The organism is Thermosulfuriphilus ammonigenes, from assembly GCF_011207455.1.
GTDB lineage: Bacteria > Desulfobacterota > Thermodesulfobacteria > Thermodesulfobacteriales > ST65 > Thermosulfuriphilus > Thermosulfuriphilus ammonigenes.
Genome location: NZ_CP048877.1, coordinates 1,467,827 through 1,484,671, shown reverse-complemented (window position 1 = coordinate 1,484,671; position 16,845 = coordinate 1,467,827). Strand labels below are relative to the sequence as shown.

17 protein-coding genes are annotated in these 16,845 nt (G+C 51.9%); 5 read left to right on the top strand and 12 right to left on the bottom strand.

All coding sequences use genetic code 11. The annotated features are described in order from the left end of the window. Nucleotides 1-12: 12 nt before the first annotated feature. The 8 genes from G4V39_RS07205 to G4V39_RS07170 all read right to left on the bottom strand — a co-directional run bounded on the left by G4V39_RS07205 (nucleotide 13) and on the right by G4V39_RS07170 (nucleotide 7,612). Entirely contained in the window at nucleotides 13-2,301 is a 2,289-nt protein-coding gene (locus G4V39_RS07205; protein ID WP_166032282.1) for a mechanosensitive ion channel domain-containing protein, read from the bottom strand. Between the two features lie 44 nt (nucleotides 2,302-2,345). Further along, nucleotides 2,346-3,413, bottom strand: a complete 1,068-nt coding sequence (locus G4V39_RS07200; RefSeq protein ID WP_166032281.1) for a DHH family phosphoesterase — start codon at nucleotides 3,411-3,413, stop codon at nucleotides 2,346-2,348. Between the two features lie 3 nt (nucleotides 3,414-3,416). After that, entirely contained in the window at nucleotides 3,417-4,523 is a 1,107-nt protein-coding gene (locus tag G4V39_RS07195) for a DUF1343 domain-containing protein (protein ID WP_166032280.1), read from the bottom strand. Nucleotides 4,524-4,600: 77 nt separating this feature from the next. Next, nucleotides 4,601-5,380, bottom strand: coding sequence for an imidazole glycerol phosphate synthase subunit HisF (gene hisF, locus G4V39_RS07190; RefSeq protein ID WP_166032279.1), 780 nt, complete (start codon nucleotides 5,378-5,380; stop codon nucleotides 4,601-4,603). Beyond that, complete coding sequence (cutA, locus tag G4V39_RS07185) at nucleotides 5,370-5,717, bottom strand: divalent-cation tolerance protein CutA (RefSeq protein WP_166032278.1); 348 nt, start codon at nucleotides 5,715-5,717, stop codon at nucleotides 5,370-5,372. Before cutA ends, hisF begins: the two co-directional genes overlap by 11 nt. A gap of 10 nt (nucleotides 5,718-5,727) precedes the next feature. After that, nucleotides 5,728-6,360 (bottom strand): imidazole glycerol phosphate synthase subunit HisH, encoded by a 633-nt coding sequence (gene hisH / locus G4V39_RS07180; protein WP_166032277.1) that lies wholly within the window; start codon nucleotides 6,358-6,360, stop codon nucleotides 5,728-5,730. A gap of 269 nt (nucleotides 6,361-6,629) precedes the next feature. Next, nucleotides 6,630-7,352: a hypothetical protein gene (locus G4V39_RS07175; RefSeq protein WP_166032276.1), complete on the bottom strand. Its 723-nt coding sequence runs from the start codon at nucleotides 7,350-7,352 to the stop codon at nucleotides 6,630-6,632. Between the two features lie 41 nt (nucleotides 7,353-7,393). After that, complete coding sequence (locus G4V39_RS07170) at nucleotides 7,394-7,612, bottom strand: hypothetical protein (RefSeq protein ID WP_166032275.1); 219 nt, start codon at nucleotides 7,610-7,612, stop codon at nucleotides 7,394-7,396. Between the two features lie 124 nt (nucleotides 7,613-7,736). Between G4V39_RS07170 and G4V39_RS07165 the strand changes: the two genes are divergently transcribed. Beyond that, the gene (locus G4V39_RS07165; protein WP_166032274.1) at nucleotides 7,737-9,167 is read left to right on the top strand and encodes a hybrid sensor histidine kinase/response regulator; all 1,431 of its coding nucleotides are present in this window, start codon (nucleotides 7,737-7,739) and stop codon (nucleotides 9,165-9,167) included. Here the strand turns inward: G4V39_RS07165 and mtaB are convergent. Genes mtaB through G4V39_RS07150 form a run of 3 tightly spaced genes read right to left on the bottom strand, consistent with a single transcriptional unit; the run spans nucleotide 9,133 to nucleotide 11,881 of the window. Further along, nucleotides 9,133-10,422: a tRNA (N(6)-L-threonylcarbamoyladenosine(37)-C(2))-methylthiotransferase MtaB gene (gene mtaB, locus G4V39_RS07160; RefSeq protein ID WP_258557522.1), complete on the bottom strand. Its 1,290-nt coding sequence runs from the start codon at nucleotides 10,420-10,422 to the stop codon at nucleotides 9,133-9,135. The two genes, G4V39_RS07165 and mtaB, sit on opposite strands and share 35 nt — an antisense overlap. Next, the gene (gene mnmA, locus G4V39_RS07155) at nucleotides 10,419-11,444 is read right to left on the bottom strand and encodes a tRNA 2-thiouridine(34) synthase MnmA (protein ID WP_166032272.1); all 1,026 of its coding nucleotides are present in this window, start codon (nucleotides 11,442-11,444) and stop codon (nucleotides 10,419-10,421) included. The genes mtaB and mnmA overlap by 4 nt, the downstream gene beginning before the upstream one ends. A gap of 11 nt (nucleotides 11,445-11,455) precedes the next feature. Further along, complete coding sequence (locus G4V39_RS07150) at nucleotides 11,456-11,881, bottom strand: NIL domain-containing protein (protein WP_166032271.1); 426 nt, start codon at nucleotides 11,879-11,881, stop codon at nucleotides 11,456-11,458. Between the two features lie 67 nt (nucleotides 11,882-11,948). On the opposite strand from G4V39_RS07150, the gene pyrF reads away from it, so the two are divergent. Continuing rightward, on the top strand, nucleotides 11,949-12,674 hold the full coding sequence (gene pyrF / locus G4V39_RS07145; RefSeq protein ID WP_166032270.1) for an orotidine-5'-phosphate decarboxylase: 726 nt from the start codon (nucleotides 11,949-11,951) through the stop codon (nucleotides 12,672-12,674). Here pyrF and G4V39_RS07140 read toward each other — a convergent pair whose 3' ends face one another. Then, nucleotides 12,675-12,977, bottom strand: a complete 303-nt coding sequence (locus G4V39_RS07140) for a LapA family protein (protein WP_166032269.1) — start codon at nucleotides 12,975-12,977, stop codon at nucleotides 12,675-12,677. Between the two features lie 225 nt (nucleotides 12,978-13,202). On the opposite strand from G4V39_RS07140, the gene G4V39_RS07135 reads away from it, so the two are divergent. The 3 genes from G4V39_RS07135 to G4V39_RS07125 are packed head-to-tail and all read left to right on the top strand — an operon-like array spanning nucleotide 13,203 to nucleotide 16,789. After that, entirely contained in the window at nucleotides 13,203-13,754 is a 552-nt protein-coding gene (locus G4V39_RS07135; RefSeq protein ID WP_166032268.1) for a TorD/DmsD family molecular chaperone, read from the top strand. Beyond that, nucleotides 13,732-16,023, top strand: a complete 2,292-nt coding sequence (locus G4V39_RS07130) for a molybdopterin-containing oxidoreductase family protein (protein ID WP_166032267.1) — start codon at nucleotides 13,732-13,734, stop codon at nucleotides 16,021-16,023. Before G4V39_RS07135 ends, G4V39_RS07130 begins: the two co-directional genes overlap by 23 nt. Nucleotides 16,024-16,033: 10 nt before the next feature. Beyond that, on the top strand, nucleotides 16,034-16,789 hold the full coding sequence (locus G4V39_RS07125) for a 4Fe-4S dicluster domain-containing protein (protein WP_166032266.1): 756 nt from the start codon (nucleotides 16,034-16,036) through the stop codon (nucleotides 16,787-16,789). Nucleotides 16,790-16,845 lie beyond the last annotated feature (56 nt).

The window sequence follows — 16,845 nt, the reverse complement described above, 5'->3', positions numbered from 1 at the left end:
AAAAGGACCTCCCTATCTAAAGTTGCTCAGATTCTCATCTGGGGTCTGCTTCTTAAGCTTTTCTAAAATTTGGGAATCGACACTGCGCAAGTGAAGATCCCGCTGGGGGAAGGGGATTTCGATTCCGGCCTCTGAAAGGGCCCGATAGAGGGCATAGTAGTAATCACTAATCATCCCTGTAAGGGGACGAGCATGATAGAGCCTTATCCAGACCACCAGATCAAAATCAAGACTACTGTCACCAAAGCCCTTAAACCAGACCCGAATAGGGTGATGATCATCCTCCACAGTCAGAGGAACGCTTCGGGCTGCGGAGCTAGCCACCTCACGGACCTTTTCCGGATCCGAGCCATAGGCTACCCCAAAGGGGATGTGGAGACGACGCCAGTCATCTCCATAAGTCCAGGTGGCCACTCGACCAGAGATGAATTCAGAATTGGGAACAATGAGATCAAGACCATCAAAGGTTCTGATCACCGTGCTTCTTATGGTGATCTGCTTCACCTGGCCCAAAGTGCCGTCCTCAAGTTCGACTATATCTCCAACGCTGAGACTCCTTTCGGTAAGAAGGATTATACCGGAGATGAAATTATTAGCGATGGTCTGAAGGCCAAAACCAATACCTACGCCCAGGGCCCCAAAGATAAGGCCGACCTGATTCATGTTGACCCCGACACTGGACAGGGCCACGATGACCAGGATCACCAAAAGGCTATAGTAAGAAAGAGTAGAGAGAGAATTAACTAGACCGGTGGCCAGACGTAGCCGATAAACCAAGAATCTTTCCAGGCGACGCCGGAAAAATCTGAGGACCCCGATACCCAAAGACAGGATAAAGAAAAACTTAAAGGCCCCGGCCAGGGTAAACGTCATCTGACCGACACTAAAAAGGGGATAATAGAGGACTCGTTTTAGGGTATCCTGACTGCGCAGATAGGTCTCCTTAACCTCCTCCAGGAATCTGCCCCAAGGGCCAACCCTGGTTTCCCAGAGATCAATGACCACCCCACATTCATAGATTAGTCTCTCAAGATGCTTTGCCTCCTGAGTGAGAAGATGGTTCAGATCATCCAAAACCTTCTCTAAGGCTTTTTCTTCGTTCAGAAGGCGAGCCACCTCTCTGCCTTGAGGACGTCCCAGATAACGTCTTTCTTCCTCTCGATGAAGACTGATGGCACTCTGGACAAGAAGTAGCTGCTGAGAGAGATAAGAGAGCCTCTGCCAGAGCTCTCTCTTTGAATCCCGAAGGCTCCTCTGGAAGGCTTTCATTTTCCTTAATTTGGCTAGAGTTTCCCTCCGGGAGCACTGTTTAAAACAGACAAGCCAGTCCCGCCAAAAGCGGGCCCTCTCAAGAGATATTCGGGCCAACCTTTCCTGCTCAGCCAAGACTTCCAGGGTCAGCTCAAGACGCTCCTTTCTCGTCTCCCAGCGCTTTTGAGGCCAAGAGGGCCCGGTTTTGGAACCTCCGGGCGCCGCACCAAGCTTCACCAGACGGACTTCTATAAGGGCCAGCTCCTTTTCTAGATCCTGGCGCCTGGCATTTGTCTGCCTGAGGAGCGCCTCTGATTCCTTTTGACTTTGGGAGACCGCCCTTTCCGCCTGGACAATATCTTGGGAGGTCACCTTAAGGGCGGTAAAGACTCGAGAGACCGTGGTCTTAAAAGACTTCTTCCTAGCCAAAAGAGACTTCTCCAGCTCTTCTGCCTGAAGAAGTTCGGCCTTGGAGAGGGCCCAGCGGGCCTGAAGAGTCAAAACCTCTGCCAGAAGAACATAGGCCTTGATCGACGGACCTCTCTCGCGGGCAGCCAAATAATCAGCGTATATGCGATCAAGGGCTTCAGAGAGACGCTTCACCTGGGCCTCTTTAAGGGAAATTTTGTCCCCAAGGGTCTTTAATTGGGTCTCCAGCTGAAAACCAACGTCTAAAAGGCCAATAAAGGTTTTGACCTTATAGGGAGGGGAACCGGGGTCGGGAATCGCTGGAAGATAGACTGAAAGCGGAGTCCGGGGGCTGCGAAGTTTCTGCCAGATGGAAGGCAGCTCCTTTAAAGATAAGATGGCCTCATCAAGTTGCCTTTTGAAGCGCCTCTCCTTGGTCTTCTGGTTTAAGAGCTCTATTTCTCTTTCGAGTTTTTTAAGGAGTCGCAAACGCTCCTCATAGAAGTCTTGACGAAGCCTGGGATCTCCTTCCAGATAGCGGAGGTCCTTAACAGGAGAGAGCAGGGGAAGGTTCTCTCCAGCTTTCCCCAAGGAGGGAAGAAAGGTCAGAAACAGCAGAACTACCACCAGAAGCTGACGCATAAGGGGATTCTACCCCCTTGGCCCTGGCGGCGTTAAGAGAAAAATCAAGAACGGAAGTGTTTACTCACCAAACGCTGGAGAGTCCTCGTAGACAAAGTCCTTACCAATCCCTCCAGATTCTCCAGGGGAATCTCGGCTCGAGCACTCTCCCGGTGGCCCCCAGCGGTGCCCAGTTGCCCGAAAGCCCTTTTGGCCAGAGAGCCGGCATTTTTCCGGTAGCCATCACAGCGGATAATAACCACCAGTTTTTCTTTGTATTCTCCAGAGACAAAAACCCAGCCGATATCGTGGACATGGTTGAAAAAGTCAGCCACCACCACCAGGATGTCCGGATTGTGGACCTTGCCCAGATGGGCAAAGATACGGCTTTTGTAGATCTTCATGACGTCAAAGGCTGTGCGAAAATACTTAAGCTCTGAGCGGCGGATATCTGAGGCCTCAATTTTGTGAACCAAGTGACGATTGATGCGTTTAAAAAGATACTGGAAGCTCAAGACATCATGAACGGTGGCCTGCTTTTCAAAATTCCGGGTATCCACCTTTATCCCGTAAAATAGGGCCGTGGCCAGGGCCACCGAGGGTTTGATCCCGGCGGCCTTCAGATATTCGGTCATCATGGAGGAAACCGCCCCATACTCTGGACGGATGTCCACAAATGGGGCCTGCCAGCCAGTGGTCAGGGGGTGATGATCGATGACTGCATCGTATTCGATAGCCGAAAACTCAGGGAAATGGGGCGGCTGGGAATCTACCAGAATCTTTTTACTGAAGTCGGCCACCTTCAATGAACGCAACTTAACCAAAGGAATTTTGAGAAGCTGAACCATGGCTTGGTTATTAACCCGTTTGATCTCATTGGGGTGAGCGATGGTCACACTGCTTACTCGATAGGTGAGAAGTCTTTTAATGGCCAGGGCGCTAGCCAGGGAATCTGGATCTGCCCAGATGGTTACCAGAACATTGTCCTCCTTTTTAAACAGGGAAAGGAAGCCCCTTAATCGCTCTTTATTGGACTTCCAACGGCAGACTTTAGGTTCAAGACAGGCCTTGGAGGCATTAGATCGCCCCCGATTGCCATTTTTAGCACCACCGTTGTTTTTCCCATTAGCCATAGGTTATCTCCTGTAGAGAAGGAGGCCCTCGCTCTCCTCAAGGAACCCTCTCCACTCTCGGGCCAGCTCCTCCCATAAGGGAACCAAAGGGGCCCCTGAAAGGATAGCCTCTCTCAGACCCGAATGCCCTATTATAAGGTCAAGAGGAAGGCGGCGGTAGTCGTACTCATAAGGAGGTGGTTTAAGCGAAAAGTCTTGGGGATAGAGCTGAGAGATGGCCTGAAGAAGAACGGCTGTTGTCCAAAGAGGATTGAATAGTGTTCTATCCTGAACATGGATTTGGAACCCCCGGCATGTCTTTCCTTGCCACTTGTGGAAGGTGGGTTCGAAGGCCACCTCCCGGAAAATGGCCCCGGGAATCTCATATCCCCTTTGGGAAAGCCAATCTCGGACCTCCCTTGGCCGAATATAAGGGGCACCAAAGAGTTCAAAGGGACGGGTGGTTCCTCGTCCTTCGGAAAGATTTGTTCCCTCAAGCAGAACCTGACCTGGATAAACCAAGGCTGTCTCTAGGGTTGGCATATTTGGGGAAGGCATGACCCAGGGAAGCCCTGTTTGATCAAAGAAGAGGTCTCGACGCCAGCCAATCATGGGAATAATTCGGAGATCAAGATCTAGGGCCTGCTGCTGTTGATAAACCAGGGCCAGTTCAGCCAGAGTGAGACCATGACGTAGGGGAACCCGAACCATACCCACAAAAGAACGCCAGCTTTCCTCCAGAATAGGACCCTCAGTTTTGAGCCCCCCTATAGGATTGGGACGATCAAGGATAACCACGGTCTTTCCAGCCCGCGCGCAGGCCTCCATGGCCAAAAACATGGTGGAAGCAAAGGTATAAACACGACAGCCCACATCCTGAAGATCCACCAAAAGGATATCAAATAGATCTAACATGTCCCCCTCCGGGGCTAGCCTGCGACCATAGAGGCTGAAAAGGGGGATTTTTAGAGGTTCATAGAATCCATCGGCTGAGGGGACCATGTTGTCCTGCTTCTCGGCAAAGAAACCGTGCTGAGGAGAAAACAAACACCGCAACTGTCCGGGAAAGGCCTCGGCCACAAGATCAGGAGCCAAACGAAGGGCCTCATCTACCGAGGCTTGGTGACACAAAAGAGCCAACCTTTGGTCTTTTATCCAACTTGGAGGCTCCCTTAAGAGCCGAGCAAGGCCGGTAATAACCATGAAACTTACCAGAGGCGGCGGACTTTGACCCCTCTTTGGTAAAGGTGTTCCTTGATTTCAGAGATGGAATAGGTGCCGTAATGAACCATGGAGGCAATGAGGGCGGCATCGGCCCGCCCCTCGGTAAGAACATCATAGAGGTGCTCTGGCCGGCCAGCCCCCCCGGAGGCAATCACCGGAATGTTAACCGCATCAGAGATCAGGCGAGTAAGGGTCATCTCATAACCCTCTCGGGTCCCATCGGCGTCAATGGAGTTAAGACAAATCTCCCCTGCCCCCAGGTTCTCGGCCTCACGGGCCCACCAAAGGGCATCAATGCCCATCGGAGTCCGACCGCCATGAATCCAGATCTCATAGCCGGAAGGAATTTTAGATGAAGGCTCAACCTTCTTAACGTCCATTCCCAAAACTATACACTGGCTTCCAAAGGCCTTGGCTCCATCGTAGATAAGTCTGGGGTTAAGAACAGCTGCGGTATTTATCGAAACCTTCTCCGCCCCCGCTAAAAGAACCTCCCGCATGTCTTCTACTGTTCGGACACCCCCTCCCACAGAAAAGGGAATAAAGATCTCTTCAGCCGTCTTCCGGACCACCTCGATCATGATCCCTCGATGTTCAGCGCTGGCGGTGATGTCATAAAAGACGATCTCATCAGCCCCTTCTTGATAATAAACCCGGGCCATTTCTACCGGATCGCCCACATCAACATTGTTTTTAAATTTAATTCCCTTGGTAGTCCGGCCATCTTTGACATCCAGACAGACGATTATGCGCTTACTGAGCATCTTCGCTCTCCTTATGACCTTTCCTGGTCTCAGCGAGAAGCCAGTCTATAAAAGGCTGATGACCTCCAGCTACGGGGACAACCAGGATGCAAGGGCAAGAGTAAGAGTGGAGATCAAGAAGGCGTTCCTTAACCTGGGAGACCAGATCTGAACGGGTCTTGACTATCAATACGGCCTCAGAAGAGGTCTCCATCTTGCCTTCCCACCAGTAAATGGAGGTAATCTCCGGATAGATATTAACGCAGGCCGCCAGGCGTTCCTCCACCAGGGTTTGCCCCAAGCTCTGGGCCTCCTGTTTGGAGGAAGCGGTTACATATAGCAGGACTATATCGGCCATAAGTCCTCCTTCAGGGGCTCCACCGGCAGAAGTTATCGAGGATTTTGAGCCCCGGCCGACCACTTTTTTCCGGATGAAACTGAACAGCCACTAGGTTGTCTTTGGCCACCGCGGAGACAAAAACCAGACCATGTTCCGTACGGCCAAAGATAGTCTCTTCAGCGGCCGGAACCGGAAAATAACTGTGGACAAAATAAAATTCGTGTTCGGGATCAAGACCAGCAAAGACGGGATGCTCCTTTTCCCAGCGAATCTGGTTCCAGCCCATATGGGGAACCTTGAGGCGGAGCCCGGTAGTCTCATCGAGAAGGGGTTCCGGAAAGCGCCTAACCTCTCCCGACAAAAGTCCCAGACATTGGGTACCACCGTCTTCTTCGCTGTAGTCGAAGATGATTTGCGTCCCCAAACAGATACCTAAAATCGGTTTGCCTGAGGCCAAGCAATCCTTCAGAAAGTTATCAAGACCTAACTCCTTAAGATCGGCCATGGCCTGACCGGCAGCGCCTACTCCAGGAAAGACAACCCTTTCAGCCCTCCGGAGACGCTCAAGATCATGGGTAACCTCACAATGATACCCCAGATATCTAAGGGCCCGAGCCACACTGGTCAGGTTGCCGGCCCGATAGTCAATGATCCCTATCATAGAAGCCACTCCTTTCAAATACGGGCCTTGAATTTATATCCTCTTGTCGCCCCTGGCAAGGAAGGAAAGTATAGCTCTGTGAGCCCACTTGGGGATAGCTAATATCCAATTCCCTTGAAGGCAAGAGGCAAGATCTCGGGGCCGATAAGCTTTTTAAGCGGAAGCTCTCATTGAGGGCCAAAGAGGATCTTTCCTTTTATCTCCCAAACCTTGTCAGTTTCCAGAGAACCAGGCCTTTTCTTAATTAGGCCTTAAGTTATCCGATGAGTCTATCTTGACCTTGTCACCCCACCTCCAGGAGAAGAAGCCGGGGCCCCTCTGTGATGAACGACCACCTTAACTGGTTCAGAAAGCGGCCCCAGGAGATGATCATCAACATAGACAGCGGCAGAGTAGAAAAGGGTTTTCCCTGATGGCAAATCTGTATCCCGGAAGAGGTGTCCGGTAATTCGCCGGCCTCTAGAATAATCTGGGTCTTGACCCTCTTCCCAGCGAAAGAAAATAAAAGTTTTAAAGATGCTGATAACCTTCAGCTCTACCTGGTGAGAGCCAACCCGAGAAAGATAAACCCTAGGTTGCACCGGGGGGACCTTCTTAAGACAAAGATGAACTGTCTGGTTGGCAATGACCTTGACACAGCTCTTCTTTGGTCTGACCAGCCAGCCCCCAGGAACCTCCTTCACGCTTTGGGCTGCGTGAATGATAAGCCTCTCTGGAGAGGAGAGAAAGAATTCTTGCCCTATCTGCCAGTAGGAAAAGCCAGCCGGCAGGGGCGGCGGAGAAGTAGGCACTTGTTCTGTAGAGTGAGCTCTACACCCTACCAACAGAACAAGCAATAGCAGCAGCGGAAAAAGACGTTTCATGGTCTCACCGTAGCCAAGACTCCATAAATAGGCAAAATGACCAAGAACACCATATTGGCCCGTTTTTTCCGACGCCAGTCCTTCAACCTCCCTCAATGAGATGGCCTCAGAGGCAGAGGTCGTCTTCAAACCCGATCTGACCTCATTAGCTGGCGCCTAAACCCTGCTTCTCAGCCCCTGCCACGAAACGGAGGCAAAAAATCAACTGCTTTTCCGGGCCAGAGGGCCACAACAATCAATGACTTTTCAGAATCTTTTTTCGGTATCAAAAATCTCTTTTTAGAGCCTTTTTCTTCAGCCCTTAAGTCCCTCGAATCCTTAAAAGGATTTCCTAGCATTTTTACCTCTGTAAAAATACCTAAGATCTTTGTCCAATTGACAGGAAGCAAATATTTGATTTAAGGCAAAGAATCAGTCATCTGGGGGGCTTTGTGTTTTTAATTTAACCTTAATCCCTGTTTTTGGACTCATTTGGGCCTTTTGGGTATCCTTTTGCAGAGAAAGGATCCACCAATGAAAACCAATCCCTGTTCGGGAATATGTAATCTCTTTCGATCCCTTCCGGATATCATTATCGGCATTGACCGAAAGCGCCGAATCCTGTTTGCCAATGAAAAGGCTGAAGCCCTTTATGGGCCGCCAGAAGATCGCCCCTGCTATCAATACCTTTTTGGCCTTGAAGAGGTCTGTCACTTCTGTCCTCTAGAAGAGGCCTTGGAGAAAGGTCCTGTGCGCCTGGAGATCAATCTCAACGAGGGGTACTTCGATGTCTGGCTATATCCGGCTGATTATCAAGGGCAAAAGATAGCCGTCTGCGTTTTAAGAGATATCTCCCGCCTCAAGGAGATGGAGGCCCAACTTCGGCGGGCTCAAAAAATGGAAGCTGTCGCCCGATTAGCCGGGGGGATAGCCCATAACTTTAATAATCTTCTTATGGCCGCCATGGGTCAGATAGAAATGGCCCTTTCAGAGCTGCCTTCGGGAAAGGTAAGTCAGCGTCTAGAGAAGGTCCTGGACCGCCTGGGGCAGGGGGTAGAGTTAACAAGCAAGCTGCTCACCTTGGGGCAAGGACAAGTCCTTGAGCCCCGCCCTGGAGACCTGAATCAGGGGCTGAGACGGACCCTGGATCTTATTCAGAGCCTTCTGGGTGAGGATATTATCCTTAAGGCCGAGCTGACGAACGATCTCCCTGCGGTTCTCTATGATCCCACGGCCCTTGAGCAAATTATCCTCAACTTAGTTATTAACGCCCAGGATGCCATGCCTGAGGGAGGCCAGTTGACTATCAGGACCTTTCAAGATGGTTCCGAGGTCATCCTTGAGGTTAGTGACACCGGCTCTGGAATCCCCCCCGAACTTCAAGAGCGGATCTTTGAGCCCTTTTTTACCACCAAAGAAGAAAACAAAGGCACCGGCCTCGGTCTTTCCATGGTCTATTCGCTAATCAAGGCCCTTAAAGGAGACATAGAGGTCCAGAGCCAGCCCCATAAGGGAACCACCTTCAGGTTAAGGTTCCCCGTAAGGGTAGAGCATTCTCGACCGAGAATGCGACCGCGGGTGCTCATCGCTGAAGATGATGAGCTCATTAGAGAAATTCTCAGGGAGGCCTTAGTCCGTCAGGGTCTGGAGGTAGATACGGCCGCCGATGGCCAAGAGGCTCTCGAGAGACTCAGGCATTCTAGGGCCGATTATCGAATCCTTATCTTTGATCTGGTCATGCCCAAGATAAGCGGACTTCGTCTTATTGAAGAGGCCTTGGTCCGTTTTCCTCAGGCCACCATTGTGGCCATGAGTGGATACAACCATGGAGCCGACCTAAGCCGCCTAGGAGACAGGGTTCATTTTCTTCAGAAACCGTTCCGTCTGGAAGAGATACTCTCTCTTATCTGCCCCCGTCCCACATCTTCTGTTAAAGAGGCCTCCCAAGGGCTTTCTGGCCAATAATCCGTTCAATCTTAACCGGGATAATTTCCCCCGGGGGAAACTCCCCCTCGATGAGAACAGTAAGATAATTTTCCGAAGTCCCTCGCTTAAGGCCGGTTTCCTTATCACGCCCTTCCACCAAGACAGAAAGCACTTCCCCCAACTGGCTCTGATAAAAACTCCGCCTCTTCCGGAGAGCAAGGTCGCGAAGACGCTTGAGTCTTTCGGCCAACTCTATCGGTGAAACCCTCGGAGTCATGGCCTCAGCCAGGGTGCCCGGACGAGGGGAAAAGGGAAAGACATGAAGGTAGGAAAGAGGACTTTTTTCAACCAAGCGGTAGGTGTTTTCAAACTCCTGAGGCCCCTCTCCCGGAAACCCCACTAAAACGTCGGCCCCTAAAGCGGCGCGGGGGAAAAGGGCTCGCAGAAGGCGGACCCTCTCCAGATATTCCTCGGCAGTATAGTGGCGATTCATAGCCTGAAGGATTCGATCATCGCCACTCTGAAGAGGAATATGGAAATGAGGGCAAAGGCTCTTTGAGGCCTGGGCCCAGGAAAGAAATCTCTCCGAGATCTCCCTCACCTCTAAAGAGGAAAGACGGATCCTTTCGGGGCCGAGGGCCTCTATCTCCTCAAGGAGATCCACCAGATCAAGCTGGGGGTTAAGATCCTGCCCGTAGTGCCCCAGGTGGATCCCGGTAACAACGATCTCTCGATAGCCCTCCTCAAGAAAGGTCTGGACTTGCCTTCTCACTTCTTTGAGGGGGAGGCTCCGTGAAGGCCCTCGGCTATAAGGAACAATACAATAGCTACAGAAGGCATTACAGCCGTCTTGAACCCTCAAAAAGGCTCGTGTCCGGCCTCGGAGCCGACGAACAAAAAAGGGGGCTATTTTTTGTATCCGACGGACATCACCCACGTAGATATCCAGGCACCCCTGCTCTCCCAGGGCCAGATCTACTAAATTAATTTTCTGGTCATTGCCTACCAGGCAGATAGAACCTAGGGAGCGTTCGATAATCTCAAAAGGGGCTATCTGAGCGTAACAGCCGGTAGCCACCACCCGAGCAGCTGGAGCTTGACGATGGGCCCGCCGGATAAGTTGGCGAGACTGGTAGGCAGCCTTGGCGGTCACAGCGCAGGTGTTGACCACGTAGAGATCAGCCCTTTCATTAAAGGACACAATCCGGGCCCCTCGAGCCTCAAAGGCCTCCACCAGAGAGGCGGACTCGACCTGATTCACCTTACATCCCAACGTGGTTAGAGCCACCCTCATTGAAGAAAGATCTCACCCCCGCCTAAAACCATATCATCTCGATAAAAGACGGCAAACTGACCTGGAGTAACCGCTCTTTGAGGGGTATCAAAGACCACCTTTAGGTCTGAGCCGTCTCTTTCAACCCAGGCCAGGGCCTCGGTATGGCGATAGCGGATTCTCACCCTGACCCGCAGTGGAAGAGAGACTTGATCAGGGCAGACAAAGTGAGGCCGACGGACCCAGAAAAAATGGCGGTAGAGCTCCGCCTTAGGGCCGACAACAAGACGATTATTTTCTACATCAAGATAAATGACATAATAGGGTTCTCCCAGTCGAAGCCCGAGTCCGCGCCGCTGTCCGACGGTATAGTTAAAAAGCCCGCGATGCCTACCCACTACTCGACCATCCGTGGTAACAATGGGGCCGGGGGAGGCCAGATCAGGGGGAAAGAGTTCCCGATAATCTCCCCGGATAAAACAGACCTCCTGGCTCTCAGCAGAGGTAAGGCCAAAGTATCCCACCTGTCTGGCGATCTTAATGACCTCATCTTTGGTGTATTCCCCCAGGGGGAAGGTGAGATCTCGAAGCTGGTTTTGATCCAGAAGGCACAAAAAATATGATTGATCTTTACGAAGATCTCGGCCTTTACGGATATAAAAGCAACCGCTCTTCTCCTCTCGGAAAAGGCGGACATAGTGACCGGTGGCCAGCTTCTCAGCTCCTCGGGCCCGAGCCGCCTCTAACATGAGGCCAAATTTGATTTTTCGATTACAAACCACACAGGGGTTGGGCGTTTTGCCCTTTAAGTACGCTCTCCGGAAATATTCAATCACCGAGGAGGCAAACTGCTGCCGAAGATCCACCACCTCCAGGCTGATAGATAAATGGGCACAAATCCGCTCCAGACGCTGGATCTCTTCCTCCGGGGCCGGCTGAGCTAAAAGAAGGAAGATACCAAAGACATCATGGCCCGCCTCCTTAAGGAGGTAGGCCGCCGTAGAGCTATCAACTCCACCAGAGAGGGCTACGGCAATGCGCATCTAAAGGTGGTTCAGATGGCAACTTGACTCTGACGGCGGATTTCCATGGCTCGAGGGGGGCAGACGGCAATACAGAGTTCGCAACCGCTACACTTATCAGCAGCAAAAACGACCTCCATCTCCGGTCGCTTTATAAAAAGGGCCTGGGTAGGGCAGACGGCCGTACAGAGACCACACTGCATACAACGTTCGTCGTTGCGCTGGATCTCCTGGCCGATGGTTTTGATCTCTACCCCCTGCTCTCGGAGATACTTGAGACCTTTGGAAAAGTTTTTGGGATGGCCCGAAAGTTCCATGACCATGATACCCTCTTTCCCCGGCAGGATAGTAGCCTTGAGGATATTGAAGCGGAGGTCGAAATCCTTAACCAGATTGCAGACAATTGGTTTATCGACTATTTCTGCCGGAAAGTGAAGGACCAGCATTCGAGAGTACATGGCGGCCTCCATTGTTTAAGATGCTAGTCACTTTACCCGAAAACATAAGCCTTTCAAGGAGGAAGGGGTGGACGAAAAAGAAATAAAAGAGAGAATAATCTTCCCTTTGGATGTTCCAGATAGGACCGAGGCCTTGGCCTGGGTCAGACGCCTTGGCGGAGAGGTGGGGGTCTTTAAGATCGGCCTGGAGCTTTTTACCGCTGAAGGGCCAGAGATAGTCCGGGCGGTAAAGGAAGAAAGTGGGGCCCGGATATTCCTAGACCTTAAGTTCCACGACATACCAGTCACCGTAGAGCGGGCGGTCGCCAGGGCTCTAGATCTCAAGGTAGATCTTCTCACTGTTCACGCCTTAGCAGGTCGAGCGGCCCTGCGGGCCGCGGCCCTAGCCGCTGAGGGAGGGCTTAAAATTTTGGTGGTCACGGTGCTCACATCTCTTACCAGAGCTGATCTTATGGAGGTGGGGCTATCGGCGGAATTAGTCCGAGACATCCGAGAACTGACCTTAAAGATGGCCTCCCTGGCCCGTATCTCTGGCTGCCACGGAATAGTCTGCTCCGCCAAGGAGGTCTCGGCCGTAAAAGAGGCCTTTCCCCGTCTCCTTACCGTGGTTCCTGGTGTCAGACCAGCCTGGGCCAGCCAAGATGACCAAGTCCGAGTCGCCACCCCGGCCGAAGCCGCCGTGGCCGGAGCCGACTATTTAGTGATCGGCCGCCCTATTCGTCAGGCACCTGATCCCCGGGAGGCAGTAAAGAAAATAGTTTCTGAAATTTTAAAGGGGTTAGAAGAGGCTTAGTTAGGCCTCAGAGGTGGGCCCCTGCCTTTGACTCAGAATCTCTTCCAGCTCCTTAACCCGCCGTTCCAGCTCCTCTACACGGCGACTTTTTTCCCCCAGCTCTCGGCGACGACGGATTCGAGAAGGGATAGTGATCAACCAGGTAATGGCAATGCCGGCCGTAATGGCCAGAATAATGACCACGGCCAAAGAGCTCTCAAACCGCCAGAGCAGAAAACTCACCACTACTGGAGTGGCATTCTGAATGGCAAAAAGGGCAATGGCCACGGCTATTATAGCCGCCAAGATAAGATAAAGCTCCACGATTTCCTCCTTCTTATCCAGGGCTTCCAAGACAGAAGGAACAAAAGCTAAAAAAGCATAAAACAGACATAAAAAGCCAGAGAGAACCCAAAAAACAGCTTTTGCTTAAAAAATCACATTTACGCCATCAAATCCGATACAATCATCTGTCTTCATGATTATTAAGCAGGAAATTATTACTTTTTTCAATTTGACAATTCTTGTTTAAGCCTATATTTACGACTTGTGTTTCGGTTATTTTACCTCTTGGCAGATTGCTTTTCCTACCCCCCGCCAGACCCGAGAGAGTCTAAAATCTGGTCCGTCCTCCCGACTATAGCCCAAAAACTTCACCTTAACATCCCCGACCTTGACAATCTGAGTCAAGATCTCCTCCGAAGCGAATACACCCGACTCTTTATAAGCGCCCCTTATGGGCCTCCTGCTCCCCCGTATGCCTCGGTCTATTTATCTCCTGAGGGAATTCTTTACCAAAAAGGCTACGATGAAGCCCAGAAGTTTTACTCTCAGGCCGGACTTGAGCCCCAAGAAGGCCCGGAGCCTGCTGATCACCTGGCCTTTGAGCTGGCCTTCATCGGACGCCTACTTGAGGAAGACCGGTGGGATATACTGGCGGCCTTCCTCCAGAAACATCTCCTCCGATGGTATCCGCTCTTCCTGAACCGTCTTCTGGCGGCCAAGCCACATCCCTATTTCGCCTTTTTGGCTCGGCTCACAGGAGAGGTTCTTCAAAACTTGTCCGAGGAGGTTTGTCATGAAAAGGAGGGGTTTTCTTAAACTCTCGGCGGCTACCTGGGCCACATTAGCCGCCATGGAGCTAAAGGGCAAAGGGCTCTTTAGGCCTAAAGTAACCCAGGCCTCTGAAACCGGAGACCTACCCGGCAGTCTGGGGGCCAAGGAGGTACCTTCAGTCTGTGAGATGTGTTTCTGGCGATGCCCTATTGTTGTCAAGGTCAAGGGAGGCAAGGTGGTAAAGATAGAAGGCAACCCGCTTTCTCCGGCCAACGGCCCTCGGGTATGCGCCCGGGGCAACTCGGGTATCCAGCTTCTCTATGATCCCGACCGGGTCAAGTACCCCCTTAAGCGAACTGGAGCCCGGGGGGAGGGAAAATGGGCCAGGATCTCCTGGGATGAGGCCCTAGATGAGGTAGCCCATAACATCAAAAAGATTAAAGACAAATATGGCCCCCATGCCCTGGCCTTTTTCGACCATGGGGCCTCGGCAGAATATTTCCGGGAAATCTTCAAGGAACTGGGCACGGAGAATTATTCTAACGAACCGGCCTTCTTTCAATGTGTGGGGCCGGTGGCGGTAGCCTATCTGACCACCATGGGATACGTGGTCTCAGGGACAAGACAATATGTTGATATGAGCCACACCAAGGCCATGCTCTTGGTAGGCAGCCACCTGGGGGAAAACCTTCATGTCTCTCACATCCGAGAGTACGTTGAGGGCTTGGCCCGGGGGGCCAAGCTGGTGGTAGTCGATCCTCGCTTCTCTGCCCCGGCTGGCAAGGCCGATCTCTGGCTTCCTATTCGCCCCGGAACAGATACAGCCCTGCTGTTGGCCTGGATCAACTATGTCATTCAGAAGAATCTCTATGATGAAAATTTCGTTCGAAAGAACTGCCACGGTTTTGACGAGCTTAAAGAGGCTGTCAAGGGTTACGACCTGAAGTGGGCGGCCAGAATTTGCGACCTCAAGGAAAAAGACATCAAGAAGGCCATAGAGATACTGGCCGAGGCCCGGCCTCAGGTGGTTATCTATCCTGGCCGGCACTCCACTTGGTATGGCCGCGGTGATGTCCAGCGTCACCGCTGTCTGGCCATCTTGGCGGCCCTTTTTGGGGCCATAGGAGTCCCGGGAGGGATTTATTTCCCCACGCCCATTCCCATCGGTGAAGCCGAATGTCTCATTGGCAAGGAGGAGGCAGGAGAGTCCGATACCCCTCTTAAGGAAAAGTTCCCCTTCGCCGAGCCTTTCCCGGGGAGCCCAACCAATGAAATCATTAAGGCCACCCTTACCGGAAAGCCCTATCCCATAAAGCTCTGGGGCGTCTGCGGGATAAATATTCTTCAAACCATTCCCAACCCTTACCAAACCATGGAGGCCATAAAGAAGTTAGACTTCATCTTTTCCGTAGAGATGCTTCCCACCGAGACGGCCATCTGGTCAGACATAGTTCTACCCGATGCGGTTTATCTTGAGCGTTACGATCACGTCTATAAAAATGATGAACTCCATCCCTTCATCACCATCAGGCAGCCGGCCGTAGAACCTTTAGGAGAGGCCAGGCCACCGTACTGGATCGCTCAACAGCTGGCCCGCCGTCTGGGCCTTTCTCTGTTTACCTGTGAAAACGAAATCGCCTACCTTAATGGTCAACTCAAAGAGATCGGCCTCTCGGTAGAAAAACTGACCCGGGCCGGAGGGCTAATTACCTTTCCCGGCAAACCATATCGTGACCCCAACAAGGGTCTGAATCTGGCCACCGAAACCGGGAAGGTAGAACTTTACCTTGAGGCTTTTGCTGATGAAGATTTTGACCCCATCCCCAAGTTTGAACCTACTCCGGCTCCCCCCAAGGGTTATGCTCGGCTTATCTACGGTCGAGTGCCAGTCCACACCTTTAGCCGGACCATGAACAATCTCTGGCTTCATAACGAATGGCCGGAGAATGAGGTCTGGATAAATGATGAAGTGGCCGCCAAGCTGGGAATTAAAGATGGCGAAATGGTGGTCTTGGTTAACCAGGACGGTTACAAGTCAAATCCCATCAAGGCCAAAGTCACCCCCGGCATCCGTCCCGATGCCATCTATTTGGCCCACGGGTTTGGTAGCCGGTCTCCCCGTCTGACCAAGGCTTACGGAAAGGGGGCCAGTGACCAGTTTCTCATCACTCACTACGTAGAAGATCCCTTCATGGGTTCTTCCAGCCACCGCACCAGCTTCGTCAAAATCATCAAAGGTGGCCGAACCCTGGACATCCCTGAACTCCGGCCGCTACCCCCGGAGATTCCCCGCTTTAAAATCAAAGAGGCCTAGGAGGTAAGAAATGAGCGCCCAAAACAGTCAATACGCTATGGTTATAGACCTTGATCGCTGTGTGGGCTGTCATGCCTGTGCTTTGGCCTGCAGGGCGGAGTGGCAAGTCCCTGTTCCCTATCGGAGAAATTGGCTCAAACGCCTGGGGCCAGAAAAGACCCCTTACGGTATTTCCTATACCTTTTATCCCGGGCTCTGTAATCACTGTGATGCCCCGGCCTGCATTACCGTGTGTCCGGTAGAGCCCCGGGAGAAAGAGTTCCATTGCAAGAAAACCGGAGCCACCACCAAAATGATGGTTAAAGCCACCTATAAAGAACCCTTTACCGGGATCGTCCTTATTGACAAAGACCGTTGCATTGGTTGCGGGGCCTGTGTTGAGGCCTGCCCCTATGGAGCCCGGTACCTTAACGAAGAGTTAGATGAGCCCAAGGCCGACAAGTGCACCTTTTGTATAGAAAGGATCCGCCATGGAGAGGTGCCAGCCTGTGTCAAGACCTGTATCGCTGACGCCCGAATCTTTGGTGACCTGGCGGATAAAGATTCGGAAGTCTATAAGTTGGTCCACAGAAAAGGGGCCATGCGCCTGACCTCCAAGGAAGTCAATATTGGCCCCAACGTATATTACATTGGTCAGAAAAAAGATCTCCATCTCCTCTGGGAAAAGTTTGCTCCCCATGAACGAACCTGGGAAAACGTAAAGGCCCCTGACCGCAGGAGAATCCTCTTGGCCACGGCCAGGCGCCTTAAGAAAAGGCTTGGTTAATTAAAGGGGGGCTTGGCCCCCCTTTAATCTTATTTGGCCCTTTTAAGTCCTGATAA